Below are 20,236 nucleotides of genomic sequence, written 5' to 3'. Positions count from 1 at the left end.
ATAAACCCATGATTATGTAAAAATTTATCTGAAACGGAGGCGGTAATTTGACTGAAATGTTCTTAAAATACTTCAGGACAAAGCAGCAAAAAGTTGAATCTGAAAAAACATTTGATTCCCAATGTCCTTTTTGCAGTATGCAATGCAAAATGCAGTTGATAGAACAATCGATTGTTACACGAAGAACCTTTAAGACCATCGGAAAAGATAATCCCACTTCAGAAGGGCGTTTATGCATCAAAGGCATCCATGCACATCAACATTCCTTCCATCGTGAGCGTTTAAAATACCCATTATTAAAAGTGAATGGAGAATTTGTCCGCATTACCTGGGAGGAAGCCCTGGACAAAATCAAAGAGAATTTTACCAGAATTCAAGCGGAAGATGGCCAGGACGCTTTGGCGGTTTATGGCAGCGCCTCACTTACCAACGAAGAAGCTTATTTACTAGGAAAGTTTGCACGAAGTGCTATAAAAACCAAATACATTGATTACAATGGCCGCTTATGTATGTCTGCAGCAGCCTCTGCCGCGAGCCAAACATTCGGAATGGACAGAGGGTTTACCAACAGCCTATCTGAAATTCCTTACACAAATTGCATCATCTTAGCGGGAACAAATATCGCCGAATGTCAGCCCACCATCATGCCATACTTTGAAAAAGCAAAGGAAAACGGCGCTTATATCATTGCAATAGACCCTCGTGAAACCGCGACGACGAAACTGGCAGACTTGCATTTGCAGCTTAAACCGGGTACCGATGCCGCACTCGCAAATGGGCTGTTAAAAATAATAATAGAAGAAAACTATATTAATAGACCCTTTATCCAAGAAAGGGTAAATGGGTTTGAAGAAGTAAAGGAGTATGTTTCATCGTTAACACTGGAGGAAATCGAAAACATAACCGGTGTTCCAATTGCCCAAATTCGTAAAGCGGCAATAAAGTTTGGAAAAGAAGAAACAGGGATGATTTTTACCGCAAGAGGGGTGGAGCAGCAAACCGATGGATCAATCGCCGTTCGTAATTTATTGAATATTCTGCTTTCAACTGGGAAAATTGGCAAACCTCATTGTGGTTATGGAGCAATAACAGGACAGGGAAATGGACAAGGAGCCCGTGAACATGGGCAAAAAGCCGATCAGCTTCCGGGATATCGAGCCATTGAAAACGAAGAACATCGAGCATATATTGCCAGTGTTTGGGGGATCGATGAGGCCGAATTGCCGGGAAAAGGGGTTTCTGCATACGAAATGATTGAGAAAATCCATGAAGTTGAAATTACCGGCCTGTTTATCATGTGTTCGAATCCGGTTGTTTCCCATCCAAATGCCCAATCTGTGATAAATGCATTAAAAAAATTAAAATTCTTTGTTGCAGCGGATCTTTTTTTGTCAGAGACGGCAAAATTAGCCGATTTAATTTTGCCTTCTTCTTCTTATTTGGAGGATGAGGGAACGATGACAAATGTGGAAGGCCGGGTCACACTTCGCGAAGCGAGCTATCCATGTCCAGGAGAGGTCAAGCACGACTGGCAAATTATTTGTGAAATGGCACGTGTTCTTGGTAAAGAAAAGGCCTTTTCGTTTACTTCGGCAGAAGAAATTTTTCAAGAATTACGAGTGGCCAGCCGTGGGGGCAAGGCTGATTATTTCGGGATTACCTATGATCGTCTGCGTAAAGAAGGCGGTATATTATGGCCTTGCCCTGATATGGGACATCGTGGGACGAAAAGACTGTTTGAAGCTTCCTTTTCACATCCTGATGGAAAAGCTGTCATGGTCATCGCTCCAAACAAATCAGTTGTGGCGAAAGACCAAACAAGTGAAGAATTTCCCTTGTTATTAACGACCGGAAGAGTTAAGTCCCATTATTTAACCGGTGTGCAAACAAGGAAAAGTGCTGCATTAGCGGCAAGAAATGTGGAATCGTACCTGGAAATCCATCCGACAACTGCCTTAAAATATCAAATCCCTGATCATACATTGGTAAAAATTGAATCCAAACGAGGCTTGATTGTCGTTAGAAGCAAATGGTCGGAGACGATTCGCAAGGATACCGTTTTCGTCCCATTTCATTGGGGTGACTCACAAAATGTGAATCTTCTAGTTTCAAAGAAATTAGATCCTGATTGCAAGATGCCTGGATTTAAGGTGACTGCTGTGAGAGTAAGTCCGTTAATTGAACAATTTATACAATAAAAATTCCATGTTGAGTGTATTTGAACATGTTTTATTGTTACGGATTATTGTGAATATTTTGTGAATAATCCTCGTCCATTTTCTTCACCCGTTATTATTCCAAGCATAGAATATAGCAAAGGTGGTGATGATAAATGGACTTCGGACTTTCAGCCTGGATGCTATATACAATGCAGGCCGTTTTTGGACTAATGATTCTTAATTTCCTAATTCAGTTTATCCAAATGTTCTGGAAAGGCTCCTTTGATACAAGTTTTGTACTAGATTATTTAAAGGATATCGTTTATTTCGTTCTTCCATTGAACCTTCTTATTTCCATGAATTCAATTGATCCAACAGGATGGATTATGATAACCTTCTACTTCATTGGCGGGCTTGCTGTCGTAATCAAGTACTTGTTGGACATCAAAAATAAATTAGTTAAATAAATGATTTAGGCCCTCCCTTTCTTGGGAGGGTCTTTTACTGTGGCTCATTTAATTGAGGCTCATAATCCCATTCAGACTTCAAAAAGTTACGAGACGGTCATTAAGAGAGGCTCCTAATTCCCTTCAGACTTCAAAATGGATCGAGATGGTCATTAAGAGAGGCTTCTAATTCCCTTTAGTCTTTAAAAAGTTACGAGACGGTCATTAAGAGAGGCTCCTAATTCCCTTCAGTCTTCAAAATGTATCGAGACGGTCATTAAGAGCGGCTCCTAATTCCCTTCAGTCTTCAAAAAGTTACGAGACGGTCATTAGGAGTGGCTCCTAATTCCCTTCAGTCTTCAAAAAGTTACGAGACGGTCATTAAGAGCGGCTCCTAATTCCCTTCAGTCTTCAAAAAATAACGAGACGGTCATTAAGAGCGGCTCCTAATTCCCTTCAGTCTTCAAAAAGTTACGAGACGGTCATTAGGAGTGGCTCCTAATTCCCTTCAGTCTTCAAAATGTATCGAGACGGTCATTAAGAGCGGCTCCTAATTCCCTTCAGTCTTCAAAAAATAACGAGACGGTCATTAAGAAAGGCTCCTTATCCCCGTTCACTTTCAAATGGTGCCACAACGGTTATTAAGAGATGATATGCACAGTCCCATAGCATTCCCAATAAAATTCCAAAAAAATCTCGATTTTAAGATATTAGTGCTTACACCTTTAGGCTGTTTCTTCATATAATATTCCAAATTTTCCGAAATGGAAGTGGGACCATGAAGAGTCATAAGTGGATAAAGTGGCGCAAATTCCTGCTCTGGTTTGCATTTATCATATTTATTGGCGTGATATTGGTGAAGGGAGGACCTTCCTATTGGTCGGTCGCCTTGACAATTATCAGCTTTTTATTTCAATTGCTATTCGCAATGTTATTTATGATCATACAGTTTGTTGCACTCTTCTGGTTTCTGGCCCGGGGACGAACATACTGGATCTTGCCTGGTGAGACCGGTACAACCTGGGACGACTATCGGGGCAATCCAGAAATTGTGGAAAATGCCAGAAGGATTGTTACCCTTCTTAGGGGTGTAAAAGAGTTTAAAGATATGGGTGGCGAAGCTATCAGAGGCTTACTCCTATGCGGCCCGCCAGGCACCGGGAAGTCCTATTTAGCTCAAGTAATCGCCAACGAAGCACAGGTGCCCTTTGCCTATGCTTCAGCCCCAAGCTTTCAAAATATGTTCTTTGGCGTAGGGAACCTTAAAGTAATGGGTCTCTACAAGAAAGCCAGAAAGCTCGCAGATATATATGGCGCCTGTATAATCTTTATCGATGAAATCGACGCCATCGGGATGAGCCGTCAGGGCGGAGGAGGAGGTGCAGGTCTGATGGGCATGGCCGGAATGGGGGGAGCCGGTTTGCTTAATGAGCTGCTTTTACAAATGGACCCTCCGAACATCGATAACTCCAAAATCGCTAAGTTTCTTCGCTCACTGGGGTTACGGAAAAAAGTAGCAGAGCGCCCTGCTGTTCTAACGATAGGCGCGACTAACCTTCCTGATGTCCTCGACCAGGCATTGCTCCGGCCGGGCCGCTTTGACCGCAAGCTTTGGGTCGACTCCCCTGACTATGATGGCCGTGTAGATGTTTTCCAATACTATCTTAAAAAAGTGAAAATTGATTCAACGCTGACTTCTGAGAAGGCCGCTCTTGATACCATCGGATATAGTCCAGCGCAAATCAAGCATATTGTCAATGAGTCTGTCGTCATCGCCCATCAGCGCGGGGCCCACGTAGCCAGTTACGAGGACTTTCGGGCTGCGATGGAAACCTATGAGTGGGGGCTTAAACAGCCATTAAGCTCCATGATGGAGGATGAAAAGCGGAACGTCGCCTATCATGAGGCCGGTCATGCAGTGGCACAGTATCTGTTGAAGCCGCACGAACGAGTCTGGAAGGTTACGATTATCCGGCGCGGCGGTGCGCTTGGTCTTGCGGCTACTAAGCCGACAGAAGAGCGGTATAACCGAAGTGACAGCGAAATGCTCGCAGAAATTCAAGTTTGTTTGGCTGCCAGGGCAGTGGAAGAGGAATTCCTTGGCAAGAAATTAAACGGGGTTACCTCCGATCTCCAGCAGGCCACTATGATAGCAGGTGCTTACCTTGGTATGGTCGGCATGGGTGATGAATTGTTCAGTTGGCTCGCAGTAGGAACCAGAATTGATGGACTTCGTGCATTACGTCCAAAAATCAATCTGTTATTGAAGGACCAGATGAAACAGGTTAAGAAGCTTGTCAATGAGCATGCCGATTTCGTCCATTCGATTGCAGGGGAATTATTAAAGCGCGGCGATTTAACGGGTGAGGAAATTGAAGAGCTTTATGTGCGCCTGTATGGCCAAACCAGACCAGAACCAAGAAAGGTAGTAACCCTCGAATATTTCGAGGATCCACCTGCCATCGGCTTTACCCATAGTAATCAAGTAGACGATGGGACAGATGAGACAGAGGAAACAAAATAAACAGAACCGATTAGCCTCGTAAATAAACGAGGTTTTTCGTTGTTGGTTTATATCGATAACAGAAAAGAAGAGTATTTTTATTTAAAAGAAGCAAAATAAAAAAGGTAAACAAGGTTTATTAAGGGGGATTTAACTTGTCAAAAAATAATCTCCAGCATTCACCAGACGTTGATCAAAAGAAATTGTTAAACGATTAAGTTGAAGAGGCTCGTAAAAACAACTTTGAAGATGACATATTCGAAGAGTAACGCCAAATGGGGCAGATGGTCAATAATTTGATTGAAACAAGGAGTTGTTAATTAGCATTAGCAACTCCTTATTTCTTGAAATATGGAGGGGAAGTCAATGAATTCTAAATATTCACCTATATTCCAACCATTTACGCTTAAGAATGGAATAACTTTAAAGAATCGGATGGTTATGGCACCGATGACAAACTTTTCATCCAATCAGGATGATACTGTTTCAGATGCTGAAGTAAAGTATTATGCTAGGCGGTCCGCAGGTGTAGGAATGGTCATTACGGCCTGTACCTATGTAACCGCTAATGGGAAAGGGTTTCATGGAGAATTCGGCGGGGATCGGGATGAGTTTATTCCAAGTCTTAAAAGGCTCGCATCTGCGATAAAAGAACAGGGAGCAAAAGCGATTCTGCAAATTTTTCATGGCGGACGCCAAGTACCACCTGAGTTAGTAAACGGCGATGTTGTCAGTGCAAGCAGCATTCCTGCTGAAGGTGAAGGAAAGCCAGTTCCTAGAGAATTATCTGAACAAGAGGTAGAGGCAATTATCCGCGACTTTGGAGAAACAACACGCCGGGCGATTGAATCTGGCTACGATGGTGTTGAAATCCATGGGGCGAATGGATATCTTATTCAACAATTTTTCTCCCCACATTCCAACCGTCGTGACGACCGCTGGGGTGGAAGTCTTGATAAACGTCTGAACTTCCCATTGGCAGTAGTGGACGAGGTAAAGAGTGTTGCTGCGAAGTATGCCAATGATTCATTTATTATAGGGTACCGGTTTTCACCAGAAGAACCGGAAACACCCGGAATTACCATGGCTGATACATTGTATTTAATAGATGCACTTTCGGAAAAAGATCTTGATTATTTGCATGTATCGCTAATGGACTTTTGGTCCACACCGAGGAGAGGCATTGATGATACGCGTTCTCGAATTGAAATTATTCAAGAGCGAGTCGGCTCTCATGTTCCTGTTATCGGTGTAGGGTCGATTCGTACGGCGGATGAAGCACTAAAAGCACTTGAAACAGGGATTCCTTTACTTGCACTTGGGCGTGAAATCATTATGGATCCAGATTGGGTGCAAAAGATTGCAGAAGGAAAGGAAAATGAGATTATAACCAAGATAGACAAAACGAAACAGCATGAACTTGTCGTTCCAGATCCACTTTGGCAAGCCATTATCCATACCCCGGGATGGTTTCCAGGTGTATAATATTCGAAAAGCATCTTCATTTAGATGCTTTTTTTTGTGATAAAATGGTTATTGAATATTTTAATGAATTTGGTATAGCATGGGTAAATAGGAAAAATATTCGAAAGGACCATTAGAGATGGACATCCTATTATCTTTTATCCATACCTTACTGTTAAGTTTGATAGAACTTTTTTATTTAGTAGGCAGCATTATTGCTGCGGGTCTTTTGTTAGGGATTTTCGAAAAGTATTCTAATACTTTTTTGATTAGAACTTTCGGCCCAAAAGGAGTGTTGGTAACGGCATGGATTGGGACCCCCATTCATGAAATCGGTCATCTTATCCAGTGCTTCCTGTGGGGACATCGGGTTACGAGGGTCAAACTCCTTCAGTTGAACAGTTCTAATGGCGTGCTTGGATTTGTCGAGCATCAATATAACCGAAACAGCCTGTATCAGCAGGTGGGGAATTTTTTTATTGGTTTAGGTCCCATTTTTAGTGGAATCGGTTCGTTGATATTGGGTATGTATCTGTTCGTGCCTCAATCCTTTATAACCTTTCAACAGCAGCTTCGTGAGCATGTTTCATTTGAAAGGCTGGATATAAATGTTATTAAATCAATAGTAGGAGCCATATTAGCGATTAGTAAAAGTCTATTTACCATAGAAAATTTCATCAACCCGCTTTTTTGGATCTTTTTAGTTATTGCCATCAGTATTTCTTCCCATATTGCTCTGAGTAAATCGGATATCCAAGGCTCGGCAAAAGGACTGTTGACAATCTTCTTTTTATTGGTTTTATTGAACCTTGCTTCAGGACTGCTCCATTTAGACAGTTACCGGTTAATCCTCAAGCTGGCGGAATATAATGCGTATGTCCTGGCCTTATCAGGGATTGCTTTCCTTTTTTCGCTGTTTACCTTGGTATTAAGTTATATCGTTTATCAAATAAAAAAAGGATTGTAAGAGAGGATAGAAAATTGTTAAATTTAGTATTATTAAGTGATTTTTCCAAGAAAAATAATCTTCAGTTAGAAGAACGGATTAAAGAGCTTTCCTTAGTGAAATCATTTAAACTTGGATATATTCCCTCCCAGTCAGATAAAGAAAAGAAATACTTTGCCGAGGCAAAGGAATATTTTCGTTCTTTAGGTATAAACAAGTTCGTTTATTTTGATGTAGATAAGGAGTATGACGAATCCTTGCTAGGCGAGCTCGAAAGCTGTGACGGCGTCTACTTATCCGGCGGGAATACCTTCTATTTTTTAAAAAACTTACAAAAGAGGGACTTACTTGGAAAACTAAATGAGATGGCAACTAATGGGAAACTATTGATTGGTGTAAGTGCCGGAAGTATTTTGATGTCAGAGACGATAAAAATCGCATCATACATAGATGAAAATTTCGTTCACTTGGAACAATTAAACGCTTTAAAATTAATAGAGTTTGAGTTTATGCCGCATTGGCATACACAAAAGAATCGGTTGCCGGAGCTTTTAGTGTATTCTAAACACAAGACCATTTATACCTGTAATGACGGGGATGGCATTGTCATTCAAGGTGATCATATCGAGTTCTATGGGAAGATTAATGAAATTCGTAATGGAAAAATAATTGAAGGGGGTTCTAATCATGCATGAAGAAGGATTTATTGAAGTAACAGGCGGCAAGGTTTGGTATGAAATATACAATAAAAAAGGTGCTGGGACGCCCGTCATCATTTTGCACGGAGGACCTGGCTCCTCGTGTTATTCGCTCCAAGGGTTAAAAGCTTTGGCGGAGGATCGTCCGGTTATTTTTTATGATCAATTAGGTTGTGGCAGGTCGGAGAGGCCAACAGACACCACATTATGGAAACTTGAACGGTTTGTCGAGGAATTAGCCCAAATCAGAGGTGCCCTTAACTTAAATAAAGTACATATTTTAGGTCATTCATGGGGGACGACGCTGGCTGCAGCTTATTGTTTAACAAAGCCAAGCGGCGTGAAAAGTGTTATTTTTTCTAGTCCTTGCCTTAGCGCTCCTTTGTGGGAGGAAGATCAGCGGCGGAACCTGAAAAAGCTGCCGCAAGAGATTCAAGAAATCATTTTACGCTGTGAAGAATCGGGAAGGACAGATTCTAAGGAATATCAGGAAGCAACGCTTGAGTTTAATAAAAACTTCGTAAACAGAATGGATCCGTATCCAGAATGGTTGAAACAAGGCTCCCAATATCGCAATCCAGAAGTATACAATATTATGTGGGGACCGTCTGAATTCACAGTACTAGGAAACTTGAAAAATTTCGATTGTACTTCCCAATTAAAGGAAATCACTTGTCCCACTTTGTTCACCTGCGGTCGTTTTGATGAGGCGACACCGGAATCAACCGAGTATTTTAGCAGGCTGACAAATAATGGCAAATTCCACGTATTTGAGAACAGTGCTCATATGCCGTATGTAGAAGAGCCGGAGGAATTTTTGCAGGTGGTAGGAGAATACCTGAAATCAGTCGACTAAAATTTACAAAAAATCCACCAATTGATCCTGGTGGATTTTTCCTTTTTTAAAAAAGATTATTCCCATCTATTATTATTTTGCTATTATTATAAAGAAACATAGATTTAGAAGAAGGAATATATAGGATTATGCCGAAATTTGTTATAAGACAATTTTCCTATATAAGGGGCAATGCAATGAAACACATGGGTCAAATCTCTTTAGTATCCATTTCGATACTTTTTACAATATATCAAAGATTCTTCGAACACCATCCTTTTTTCACGCTTGATTTTTTAATTTTTACCGCCATCGCCTGGGTGGTCGGATGGCAATATGATAAAGCTCGCTACTTGGGAAAAAAAGCTCGTGACAGTGAGGAGAGTTACAAGAAATTGATCGATTCCTTACCTGAACCGGTTTATATTACCCACGACCATAAATTTATCTATGTAAATCAAGCTGCATTATCCATGGCTCGTGCAAAGAATAAAGAAGAATTGTTCGGAAAAACCATTATGGATTTCATTGTTCCTGAATATAAGGAACGTTTATTGGAGCGATATAAGCAAATTAAAAAAGCAAAACAGCCGGTCAATACGATTGAATACAAAGCACGGCGGCTTGACGGAACGATATTTTATTTTGAGGCTTCCTCTATGAATATCGTATTTGGTGGTAAAGAGGCTCTTCTGTCGATTGGGAAGGACATTACCGACCGAAAAGAGCAAACTGACCGTTTGTTACAAAAGTCTGAGAAATTGGCATTACTAGGGCAAATGGCCGCCGGGATTGCCCATGAAATCCGCAATCCACTTACTTCAATCAAAGGTTTTATCCAGCTATTTAAGGCCAATCAGCAGCAGGATGAGTATTTTGATATAGTTTTAGCAGAGCTAGAACGGATCAATTCGATTGTTGGTGAATTTCTTTTTTTGGCAAAACCAACCGCGGCTGTTTTTATTGAAAAAGATGTAACGGTGTTAATTAAGGATGTCATCACCCTAATGAATACCCAATCCATATTAAACAGCGTGGAAATCTTCGTTGATTTTGAAGGGGAAATCCCGACAATCAGCTGTGAGGAAAACCAGTTAAAGCAAGTATTTTTAAATCTTTTAAAAAATGCTATTGAAGCTATGCCGGATGGCGGTAATATTTTTGTGAACGTAAAGGAAAGAGAAGAGGGAAATATTTCGATAAAAATTACGGATCAAGGGGTAGGTATTCCTGTTGAGAGGATCGCCACTCTTGGTGAGCCTTTTTATACGACCAAAGAAAAAGGAACAGGACTCGGTTTAATGACCTGTTACCGGATTATTGAAAGTCATAATGGCCAGCTAATGATCCAAAGTAAAATAAATCAAGGCACAACAATTGAAATCGTTTTGCCGACGATAACACAGCCATTGCTGAAAAAGGAATACAGCTATTCATAGTTCAAAAAGAATCTCCAAGGACTGGGGATTCTTTTTTTGTGAGAAGATGTCGATTTTAGCGGTTCATTGTATGAAAAGGTCGAAAATATTGGAATCCCGTCTTTTTTTAGCTTGTTTTAGCGAAACGATACTACTAATTCGATAACGTGATATAATACATTTTGCGTCAATTGTTTACAGTATTCGAAATTATTACATATTTTCTGAGGTGTATTTTTGCTATGAGACAGGAACAGTTAGAAAAGGCAATAAACAAGAAAAGAGACGAGATGATAAAAATAGGTTTGGCAAAAGGACTCCAATGCGAAGAAACAATTCTCTGCAGCCAAGAACTGGACGATATGATTAACGAATATAATCGTTTAAAATTGCGGCCGAACCGTTTTAACCCCCTCCAACAATATCATGAATTGATCCTTTTCTTAAATGAATGCACATTTAAGCTTCTTATGTTAGGGTGTAGTTCATACATTCGTTACTTTCAAGTTTAAAAGGATTTACATTTGGAAAATATATTCCATTGAGGGCTTCTGAACTATTAATATATGATAATCCTAGCACTTGGTACTATTAATAGTTTCGGAGGGAAAAATAGATTGAAAAAAGTCCTGCTATATGTGATTATTTTTACAATCGTTGTTCCGTTGGTTCCCCATAATAAGATTTTTGCCGAACAGGCAGAACCAATCGTTAAAGTGAAGTTGATTAATTATTTAGGCAACAAAACCGAAATTACGCTAAAACCAAATGGCGATTATCTTACCAGTGACCAGAATATAAAGTTAATATCAGGTACTAGTTATCTAGTAAAACAGGAAAATGGAAAAATCTCTTTATATAAAAATGGCGCTCTTCTATATTCTTCTAATGTTTTATCTACTAAACCAGTTAAGCCGAATTCCCAGCTTTCCATAAATAATCGCATCTATCTTGGCAGTTTTGATTTTGAGGTGGAAAATAAGCGATATGTTCGTCCGATTAATTCTGTGTTCATGGAGGATTACTTAAAAGGGGTTGTGCCCATTGAAATGTATCCTTCATGGGATGTTGAAGCCCTTAAAACGCAAGCTGTTGCAGCAAGAACGTATGCGATGAGCTACACTACTCGTGGTGTTATTGACGATACGATCGCTTATCAAGTATACGGCGGCTACAATTGGACTGCGAATTCGACAAAAGCGGTTGAAGATACGAAGGGGCAGGTTGCCGAGTATAACGGGCGGTTAATCAATGCTGTATATTCCGCAAGCAACGGCGGACGGACTGAGAACAACGCTAATGCCTGGGGGACGGCACTCGTTCCTTATTTAGCGATCAAGCAAGACCCTTATGACCCCAAAACAGTTTGGAGCTTTTCTCTTCATAAAAGACAAATGGATATTTCCTCTTTAGATTTAGCAAAGTCTTCTGAATGGTGGTCCACAACGAAAGAAGCAGATCAGACGATTACATCTAATATTAAAATGTGGTTAAATGCCAATGGTTATGCAAATAATGAAATTAAAATCACGGCTATCCCTGAATTTTCTTTATATGCTGCCGGTTCTGGCGGCAGAGTAAACAAAGGGAGCATTACGGTCGAGTTTTTAGAGAAAGATAACGTGGATGTCGATGGGAAATTAATTCTCAAGCGTCTAGCCATAGCCGATGTAAGTGCATCAATAGTCCGCTCCATTATTGGGAATCGTGTCATGTGGAGTTATTTAGTGGCTGAATTTAAATCGGATAATGATACATTTTCTGTCAAGGGATTAGGTGATGGTCATGGTGTCGGCATGAGTCAATGGGGCGCCAAAAACATGGCCGATGCTGGAAAAACTTACGATGAAATTTTAAAATTTTATTATATCGGGATTTCCATTGTAAACATTTATGGACCATCATCAATTGCGGTGCAAGGCAGCAAACAAACCGGCTGGGTGGATGACCATGGGAAATGGTACTTTTTAAATCCAAACGGTTCAATGGCAACAGGATGGCTAAAGAATGCCAGCCAGTGGTATTATTTAAATGGCAAGGGTGAAATGCAAACAGGCTGGAAGTCTATCGGCGGGAAATGGTATTACTTGAAGCCAACTGGCGCAATGGCGACTGGATGGCTTAAGGACAAAAATAAATGGTACTACTTAACCTCCACTGGTGCGATGGCAACCGGCTGGATCAAGGATAGGGATAAAACCTACTATTTAACAAAAAGCGGCGAAATGGTTCAAAACCGTCAATATATTGCAGGAAAATGGTATCAATTCCATAGCAGCGGATATTTAATTATGTAATCACGGCTGAATTCCTTCAGCCTTTTTTTATTGAAAAACATTAGATAAATAGATTCCGATTTTGCTATAATGATAAATAGGAGAAGTATTGTAAAAAATAGGCAGTTAAAAATCAACATGTCTTTTTTTCAGGAGGTTTTATGAACAAAAATAAATATGTGTTCTGGGGTTTAGTAATAACAACCCTCATTTCGGCACTCGATGCCAACATCATGCAAACGGCAAGCCCGACCATCGTGAAACAGCTTGGCGGGATGGAGTTATTCGCCTGGATATTTGTCGTTTATATGCTGGCAAGCACCGTTACCGTTCCACTTTACGGAAAACTTTCAGACATGTACGGTCGAAAAAAACTATTAATGTTTGCAGTCGGCTTATTTACTCTCGGCTCCATCCTGTGCGGCATGGCGAACTCGATGGTGACGCTAATCATTTTTAGGGGAATACAGGGCCTAGGAGCCGGCGGGATGATTCCACTCTCCATCATCATCGTTGGTGATTTATTCACCATCGAAACACGGGGGAGAATCCAGGCTGTCTTTAGCAGTATTTGGGCCATTTCCTCTATTGTCGGTCCTGTTCTAGGTTCTTTTTTTGTTGAAGCCTTATCTTGGAGATGGATTTTCTTCATCAATATCCCAATAGGTATTGCAACCGTGCTGTGTTTAATACCATATCAGGAACAATCTGAATTTAAAAAGACTTATATCGACTTTAAAGGCTTTTTCCTATTCGGGATTTCAATCTCCCTGTTATTGCTGGCCACAAATGTCAGCAATGCCCTTTGGTTCGTGATCATTGGCTTTATTGGATTGATCGTCTTTGTTTTGGTGGAAAAGAAAGAGCAGCATCCATTTCTTCCTGTTTCGTTGTTTAAAAACAAGGGAATCCTCATGTCTAATCTTTTTATGTTGGTCTACTGTCTATCCTTTTTTGGAACATCCAACTTTATTCCTCTGTATTTGCAAGAAGGAAACCACATGAGCATTTATAAAAGCGGGCTGATTCTCTTAAGTATTGCCATCGGCTGGATGTTTGGAAGCACGCCGGCTGGGAAATGGATTATCCGATTCGGTTATAAAAATTTATTTATCATTGGAAGCTTTATCACGGCTTTATCAGGACTGGCATTATTTTTATTCCTTAATGAACTATCCTACTTAGGGATGTTTCTAATTTTGACCGTCCAAGGGGTTTCTTTTGGCTTATTATTTGCGGTTGGTACCATTGCCTCTCAGGAATTTGCTGACGCAGATATTAAAGGAGTATCAACTTCCTTACAAATGTTTTTGAGAAACATCGGGACTTCAATTGGGGTAACTATTATGGGTCTCCTTATTAACCAGGCAGCTAGCATTTCTATCGGTATGAAAAACGTCTTTCTGTATGCATTATGTTTAAGCCTGGTAACGGTCTTATTAAGCTTCTTCATTCCAGCCAAAACGGCTGCTTTAAGAGAAAATTAAGATTGAAAACCCGCCTTCCATTGTAGACGAGGGCGGGTTTTTAAATTTATACTATAGGAAATAGAGACTAAGGGAGCAATGAAAGTGAATTCGCAAAAAACGATTGTTGATAAGTTGAATCTTGCAAAATATCCTAAGAAGCTCATACTTGGCCTGCCAGAAGCTGTGAGCGATTTTAATGACCTTGAATTCGATTCATCGATTCAAAAAGAACAATACGATATGTGCTTTTTCTTTGTCTTCAGCATAGAAGAGTTTTCCAAACAAATTAAGCTTGTGATTGAAAAGAAACTATTGAGGGATAAAGGGTATTTGTTCTTTGCTTATCCGAAAAAAGGGAATCCAACATATAAGGAATACATAGAACGCGATAGTATTTTCCCCGGCATTGGTGTGGATGAAGATGGCTATGTTTCCGGAAGCGATATTAAGTTCGCCAGAATGGTGAGTTTAAATGATGTGTTCACGGTGGTAGGATTGAAATCCGAACCAAAGAAAGCGGCAAGCTCAAAGGCCAGTCAATGTGTGGATGATTATATTAATCATGTGGAAGACATTAAACAGTATTTAAACCATAAAGAGGATTTATTAAATTTCTATAATGACCTAACTCCTGGCTATCAAAAGGATTGGGCACGGTATGTATACAGTGCCAAAAGAAAAGAAACCCAGGAAAAACGCCTGCTCGAAATGGAAACCGTTTTGGGGGATGGTTTTAAATCCATGGAATTATATCGGCAAAGTAAGCGGAATTATGATGCAAAATGGACTTTGAAATGAGAGAGGCCTTTTATCATTGTTTTTTCTTGGATTTTTCACGCAACTAAAGGTAAAATATTAAAATGATTACATTAAAATAAAGAGTAGGTAGTAGACGATGATTGCAAAAACAGAAGAAGATTTTAAAAGTTTAAAGGAAATTGGTAAAATTGTGGCTTCCATCAGGGATGAAATGGTTCGTCAAACGAAGCCGGGAATTACCACTAAAGAATTGGATGATATCGCTGGTGAGCTTTTTGAAAAAGCAGGGGCCATTTCTGCTCCAAAAGGAGAGTACGATTTCCCTGGATATACTTGTATAAGTGTCAATGATGAGGTGGCACATGGTATTCCTGGTAAGCGGGATATTCAAGAAGGTGACCTTGTTAATATCGATGTTTCAGGTTCTAAAAACGGTTATTTCGCTGATACAGGCATTTCCTTTGTAGTCGGGGAAGGGAAAGACATTCTGCAGAAAGTTTGTGATGTGGCAAAATTAGCGTTTGAAGCTGGTCTTAAGAAAGCACGACCAGGCGCTAAAAAAAGCGGGATCGGCAAAGCCGTCCACCAAACTGCTAAACAACATGGGTTAACCGTTATTAAGAATCTAACAGGGCATGGAATTGGCCGCAGGATTCATGAAGCACCGGACCATGTTTACAATTATTATGAACCATGGGATGATGAGCTGCTAAAAGAGGGTATGGTCATTGCCTTCGAACCGTTTATCTCTACGGATGAAGAAGAAGTGTTTCAGAAAGACGACGAATGGACTTATGCTACTGAAAAAAGCTTTGTCGCTCAGATTGAACATACATTGATTCTTACGAAAGACGGACCAATTATTATTACACAATAATTAGTTTCTTATTTTAATACGAAAAAAACTCGGTACATTTTCCGCGAGGACGGAAAAAGTTCTACATCGGTAAATGAAAGCCTAGCAATTCTCTGAGTAAATAACATCAATAAACGCAATGAAGGGATAGCATAATAGCTATCCCTTAAATTATCTATCTGTTCCCGTTTAAAAAATTTGTTGTCTGTTTTTATTGATTGTCTTCGTCGCTTTTGTACTCCAAAATATCACCTGGCTGACAATTCAAAGCCTTACATATCGCTTCTAATGTTGAAAAACGAACCGCTTTTGCTTTCCCATTTTTCAGAATAGAAAGATTCGCCATAGTAATTCCAACTCTCTCTGAAAGCTCCGTTACGCTCATTTTCCTTTTTGCTAACATAACATCAATATTAATAATAATTGTCATATCCTCCACCTCAGACCGTCAAATCATTTTCTGATTTTATGTTAATTGCTTCTTGTAGAAGCCGTTGGAGGATAGCAGCAAAAACGGCGATAACCAACGAAGCAAAAACGATGATGATTACCATTAATCCAATAGGAGGGTCAATTTTCTTCGCTATAACATGAAAGAGTGGCAAACTTAATACATACAAACCACTGATTGTAATCGCACAGGATTTTATGTTCTTTAATGCCTTGACAGATAATTCCGAGAACGCTGTGTTTTTGTCAATGTACCGTAAAAGGTTGAAAGCCTGATAGAGCCCAAAGTAAAAAGGTACAGCCGCTCCATACATCACGATGAAAATGAGAAATTTCAATGAGGCAATATTTGGATATAATTTTGATGCAAAATTCGCAAAACGGGGTACGAAAAATATACATAAAGCAAGCACTGCAATTCCAGCCAGAAAAATAATTACCTTTAAGAAAATGGTTGAACCTCGTTTACCATTCATATAAAATAAACACCTCACTTATTAAATGACAAAATGATTTTAACACGAGATTTATTGTATTACAATAAATTAGTATTGTCTTTTATTATATTATTATTGTTAAAAAAATCTCCTTTCAATTTGACAAAAATAAAAAGCATTTCTCATCACAAAGAAATGCTTTTACTTTAAATTAACAACTTGTTTAACAAAGTAAATCAAAAACGAAAGATAACATCAAAGAGTGTAATAATATCAAGAAAATAAAAAGCGTGAATTCCTGTGTAATTCACGCAAAAATGTAAATTGATTTTTTGCACCCCAAAAGAGAACCCGTTACTATCCCGCACCATTTTTTTTACATTATTCCAATATTTCTTTATATTCCTTTCCTTTTTGAACATAAGATTCACTGGACATTTTCAGTAATTGCAAGTCCTTCTCGTTTAACTCACGTACCACTTTACCTGGTGAGCCGACAACAAGGGAGCGGGGCGGGATTTTGATTCCACCAGCTAGGAGTGTATTGGCGCCAATAATGCATTCCTCACCAACCTCGACATTATCCAATAGTGTAGAACCCATTCCGATAATCGAATTCCTGCCAACTTTGCACCCATGCAAAATAACATTATGGCCAACGGTAACATCATCCTCAATGATGACGGGACATCCTTCATATAAATGGATGGTGGTGTTATCCTGGATGCTGCATCTTTCTCCGACAATAATTGGACCCTCATCGGCCCTTAACACCGCATTAAACCAAACTGTTGAATCCTTCCCAATTTGCACATCCCCAACCAAATAAACCCCTGGTGCGACAAATACAGATTCATGAATTTTAGGGGAATACCCATTGTATGGAATCTTCATTTTTCATCTCTCCTATGTATTTAGAATCTTCTGAATTCAATATAGCATAAAGAATACTAAAAAAGGTCTCTTGTTTTAAGAAAAATACTCATTATTTGGCAACTATTCGAATATTCTAAATTTTTGTTGTTTTCATTCACCTTTTTTCTCTAAAATTATCTTGAATACAGAATTTGGAGGAGGTAAAGGAATATGATTGAGAAAGTCGTTGATATTCAGAAATTGGTTGAAGCCGTTGAAGAGGAAGTAGTTGAGTGGCGCAGGCATTTCCATGAAAATCCTGAGCTTTCGTTTAAAGAGTTTGAAACATCCAACTACGTTTTTGAAAAGCTCCAAGCCTTCGGTAGTATCGAAGTTTCAAAAGTAACTCCTACAAGTGTATTGGGACGGATCGTAGGCAGCCACCCAGGCAAAGTTGTGGCCTTAAGAGCAGATATGGATGCGCTCCCAATTCAAGAGGAAACAGGACTGCCATTCGCCTCGAAAAACAAGGATATCATGCACGCATGTGGTCATGATGGACATACTGCCATGCTTTTAGGAGCCGCAAAGGTCCTTTCTCAATTAAAGGACGAATTAAAAGGGGAAATCAGATTTTTCTTCCAGCATGCTGAGGAGCATTTCCCAGGTGGCGCAGCAGAAATGGTTAAAGCTGGTGTTACAGAAGGAATTGATGGAGTAATTGGACTCCATCTTGCGTCGCAAATTCCTGCCGGCAAATTTTTCGTATGCTATGGTCCTGTAACAGCTGGAACGGATGCTTTTGATATTGAAATCCAAGGTAAAGGTGGACATGGGTCCGCACCCTTTGCAACTGTAGATCCTATTGCAATTGGTGTTCAGATTGTAAATGGAATCAATCAGATTATTTCTCGAAAAGTGGATGCCAGTAAACGTGCAGTTATTTCGGTTACAAAATTTCATGGAGGAACAGCCAATAACATCATCCCTGACCGCGTGACCCTGGGCGGGACAGTTCGTACCTTTGATCCGGAGATCCGCAGTCAAATTCCAGTTTGGATTGAACAAATTACCAAAGGGCTATCCGAAGCCCATGATGCTTCCTATCAATTGAATTATCAGTTTGGATACTCATCCGTTGTGAATGAGGAGAAGATCACCGCATTGGTGGATCAAACCATTGTGGAAACGTTTGGAGAAAGCAATCGCGTGATTGCCGAAGCCATCATGGGAGGAGAGGATTTCTCAGCATTTTCGGCAGTTGCCCCAGGTTGTTTTGTTTTCTTAGGTGCAGGAAGTGAAAAACCGGAAGAGAATTACCCGCATCATCATCCTAAATTTGATGTGAAAGAAGAGTCTCTAATTCTTGGTGTACAGTATTACGTGCAATCAGCCTTAAAATTTTTGAATGAAAAATAGAGGAGGCTAAAATTGTGATTGAAAAAATCGTCGATATTCAAAACATGGTAGAATCCGTTGAAGCGGAGGTGGTCCAATGGCGCAGGCATTTCCATGAAAATCCTGAGCTTTCATTTGAAGAGGTCGAAACCTCCAAATACGTATTTGAAAAACTGCAATCCTTCGGAAATATTGAGGTTTCATGGGTAACTCCTACAAGTGTTATGGGACGCCTTTTTGGCAGACAGCCAGGCAGGGTGATTGGCTTGAGAGCCGATATGGATGCTTTGCCCATTCAAGAGGAAACAGGTTTGCCCTTTGCCTCGCAAAAAAACGAAGTCATGCATGCTTGTGGACATGATGGGCATACGGCCATGCTGCTGGGCGCTGCAAAAGTCCTTTCCCAGTTAAAGGACGAAATAAATGGGGAAATTCGATTTTTCTTTCAACATGCGGAGGAATTGTCCCCTGGCGGTGCACAAGAGATGATCAAGGCAGGGGCAGCAGAGGGGATCGATGGCGTAATTGGGCTTCACCTTGGTTCTCAAGGTCCATTAGGGAAATTTTCCCTTTGTTATGGAGATGTGACAGCAGCATGTGATGATTTTGATATCTTAATTCAGGGCAAGGGGGGACATGGTTCAGAACCCAATGGAACGGTTGATCCCATTGCGATTGGAGTACAGCTTGTGAATGGGATCAATCAGCTTATTTCCCGCAAAGTGGATGCGAGCAAGCGTGCCGTTATTTCAGTTACCCAGTTCCATGGAGGAACCGCCAATAATATCATACCTGATCGTGTGACAATCGGGGGAACCGTCCGTACGTTTGACCCTGAAATTCGCAAGCAGATTCCAGTTTGGATTGAAAAGTTAACGAAGGGGCTGACAGCGGCTCACGATGCAACCTATCAATTAGACTATAACTTTGGATATAGTCCAACTATAAATGAAGAAAATATTACCTCTCTTGTAGAACATACGATTGTGGAAACCTTTGGGGAAAGCAACTTTGTCCGCTCCCAAGCCTTGATGGGAAGTGAAGATTTCTCAGCTTTTGCCGAGGTTGCTCCCGGCTGTTTTACCTTCCTGGGCGCAGGAAGCGAAAATCCTGCTGAAAATTATCCGCATCATCATCCAAAATTTGATGTAAAAGAAGGGGCTCTGATTCTTGGGGTTCATTATTTTGTACGGACTTCCTTAAAATTTTTAAATGAAAATTAAACATGAAGCGGAAAGAAGCCGGCGGGGTAGTTTGTTTTGCTCTT

Annotated in this window: 18 protein-coding genes; 15 read left to right on the top strand and 3 right to left on the bottom strand. The window is 40.2% G+C overall.

The features are described 5' to 3' along the window. The first annotated feature begins 47 nt into the window (after positions 1–47). The 13 genes from nasC to map all read left to right on the top strand — a co-directional run bounded on the left by nasC (position 48) and on the right by map (position 15,850). Entirely contained in the window at positions 48–2,198 is a 2,151-nt protein-coding gene (nasC, locus tag PH210_RS07530; protein WP_289984336.1) for an assimilatory nitrate reductase catalytic subunit NasC, read from the top strand. A gap of 134 nt (positions 2,199–2,332) precedes the next feature. Then, complete coding sequence (locus PH210_RS07525) at positions 2,333–2,626, top strand: hypothetical protein (RefSeq protein ID WP_289984334.1); 294 nt, start codon at positions 2,333–2,335, stop codon at positions 2,624–2,626. A 757-nt stretch (positions 2,627–3,383) separates the two neighbouring features. Continuing rightward, positions 3,384–5,129: an AAA family ATPase gene (locus PH210_RS07520; RefSeq protein WP_289984332.1), complete on the top strand. Its 1,746-nt coding sequence runs from the start codon at positions 3,384–3,386 to the stop codon at positions 5,127–5,129. Positions 5,130–5,474: 345 nt separating this feature from the next. Next, complete coding sequence (locus PH210_RS07515) at positions 5,475–6,593, top strand: NADH-dependent flavin oxidoreductase (protein WP_289984329.1); 1,119 nt, start codon at positions 5,475–5,477, stop codon at positions 6,591–6,593. Positions 6,594–6,711: 118 nt separating this feature from the next. Further along, positions 6,712–7,539 (top strand): hypothetical protein, encoded by an 828-nt coding sequence (locus tag PH210_RS07510; protein WP_289984328.1) that lies wholly within the window; start codon positions 6,712–6,714, stop codon positions 7,537–7,539. Positions 7,540–7,553: 14 nt separating this feature from the next. Next, positions 7,554–8,213 (top strand): Type 1 glutamine amidotransferase-like domain-containing protein, encoded by a 660-nt coding sequence (locus PH210_RS07505; protein WP_289984327.1) that lies wholly within the window; start codon positions 7,554–7,556, stop codon positions 8,211–8,213. Beyond that, positions 8,206–9,072: a proline iminopeptidase-family hydrolase gene (locus tag PH210_RS07500; protein WP_289984325.1), complete on the top strand. Its 867-nt coding sequence runs from the start codon at positions 8,206–8,208 to the stop codon at positions 9,070–9,072. The genes PH210_RS07505 and PH210_RS07500 overlap by 8 nt, the downstream gene beginning before the upstream one ends. A gap of 176 nt (positions 9,073–9,248) precedes the next feature. Continuing rightward, the gene (locus PH210_RS07495; protein WP_289984323.1) at positions 9,249–10,490 is read left to right on the top strand and encodes an ATP-binding protein; all 1,242 of its coding nucleotides are present in this window, start codon (positions 9,249–9,251) and stop codon (positions 10,488–10,490) included. A gap of 221 nt (positions 10,491–10,711) precedes the next feature. After that, positions 10,712–10,981 carry an aspartyl-phosphate phosphatase Spo0E family protein gene (locus PH210_RS07490; protein WP_289984322.1) on the top strand — a complete coding sequence of 90 codons (270 nt, stop codon included), beginning with the start codon at positions 10,712–10,714 and terminating at the stop codon, positions 10,979–10,981. A 105-nt stretch (positions 10,982–11,086) separates the two neighbouring features. Continuing rightward, on the top strand, positions 11,087–12,766 hold the full coding sequence (locus PH210_RS07485; protein ID WP_289984320.1) for a SpoIID/LytB domain-containing protein: 1,680 nt from the start codon (positions 11,087–11,089) through the stop codon (positions 12,764–12,766). Between the two features lie 140 nt (positions 12,767–12,906). After that, positions 12,907–14,232, top strand: a complete 1,326-nt coding sequence (locus PH210_RS07480; RefSeq protein WP_289984318.1) for an MDR family MFS transporter — start codon at positions 12,907–12,909, stop codon at positions 14,230–14,232. Between the two features lie 78 nt (positions 14,233–14,310). Next, entirely contained in the window at positions 14,311–15,012 is a 702-nt protein-coding gene (locus PH210_RS07475; RefSeq protein WP_289984316.1) for a YdeI/OmpD-associated family protein, read from the top strand. Positions 15,013–15,109: 97 nt separating this feature from the next. Beyond that, positions 15,110–15,850, top strand: coding sequence for a type I methionyl aminopeptidase (gene map, locus PH210_RS07470; RefSeq protein WP_289984314.1), 741 nt, complete (start codon positions 15,110–15,112; stop codon positions 15,848–15,850). 190 nt (positions 15,851–16,040) lie between these two features. On the opposite strand, the gene PH210_RS07465 is transcribed toward map, so the two are convergent. From PH210_RS07465 to PH210_RS07455, 3 genes are all read right to left on the bottom strand, one after another. Then, the gene (locus tag PH210_RS07465) at positions 16,041–16,268 is read right to left on the bottom strand and encodes a helix-turn-helix domain-containing protein (RefSeq protein ID WP_289984311.1); all 228 of its coding nucleotides are present in this window, start codon (positions 16,266–16,268) and stop codon (positions 16,041–16,043) included. 1 nt (position 16,269) lies between these two features. Further along, the gene (locus PH210_RS07460; protein WP_289984309.1) at positions 16,270–16,755 is read right to left on the bottom strand and encodes a DUF2975 domain-containing protein; all 486 of its coding nucleotides are present in this window, start codon (positions 16,753–16,755) and stop codon (positions 16,270–16,272) included. A 342-nt stretch (positions 16,756–17,097) separates the two neighbouring features. Then, positions 17,098–17,610, bottom strand: a complete 513-nt coding sequence (locus PH210_RS07455; protein ID WP_289984307.1) for a gamma carbonic anhydrase family protein — start codon at positions 17,608–17,610, stop codon at positions 17,098–17,100. A gap of 192 nt (positions 17,611–17,802) precedes the next feature. Here PH210_RS07455 and PH210_RS07450 point away from each other — a divergent pair, with 192 nt between their 5' ends. Together PH210_RS07450 and PH210_RS07445 are read left to right on the top strand one after the other, a co-directional pair. Beyond that, on the top strand, positions 17,803–18,990 hold the full coding sequence (locus PH210_RS07450; RefSeq protein WP_289984306.1) for an amidohydrolase: 1,188 nt from the start codon (positions 17,803–17,805) through the stop codon (positions 18,988–18,990). Between the two features lie 14 nt (positions 18,991–19,004). After that, on the top strand, positions 19,005–20,192 hold the full coding sequence (locus PH210_RS07445) for a M20 metallopeptidase family protein (RefSeq protein ID WP_289984305.1): 1,188 nt from the start codon (positions 19,005–19,007) through the stop codon (positions 20,190–20,192). Positions 20,193–20,236: the final 44 nt, after the last annotated feature.

The sequence above is a fragment of the Paenibacillus sp. BSR1-1 genome (genome assembly GCF_030403775.1).
In the GTDB taxonomy this organism is placed as follows: domain Bacteria; phylum Bacillota; class Bacilli; order Bacillales; family Cytobacillaceae; genus Neobacillus.
The sequence above is the reverse complement of the archived record's forward strand: the minus strand, read 5'-3'. Positions and strand labels throughout refer to the sequence as shown.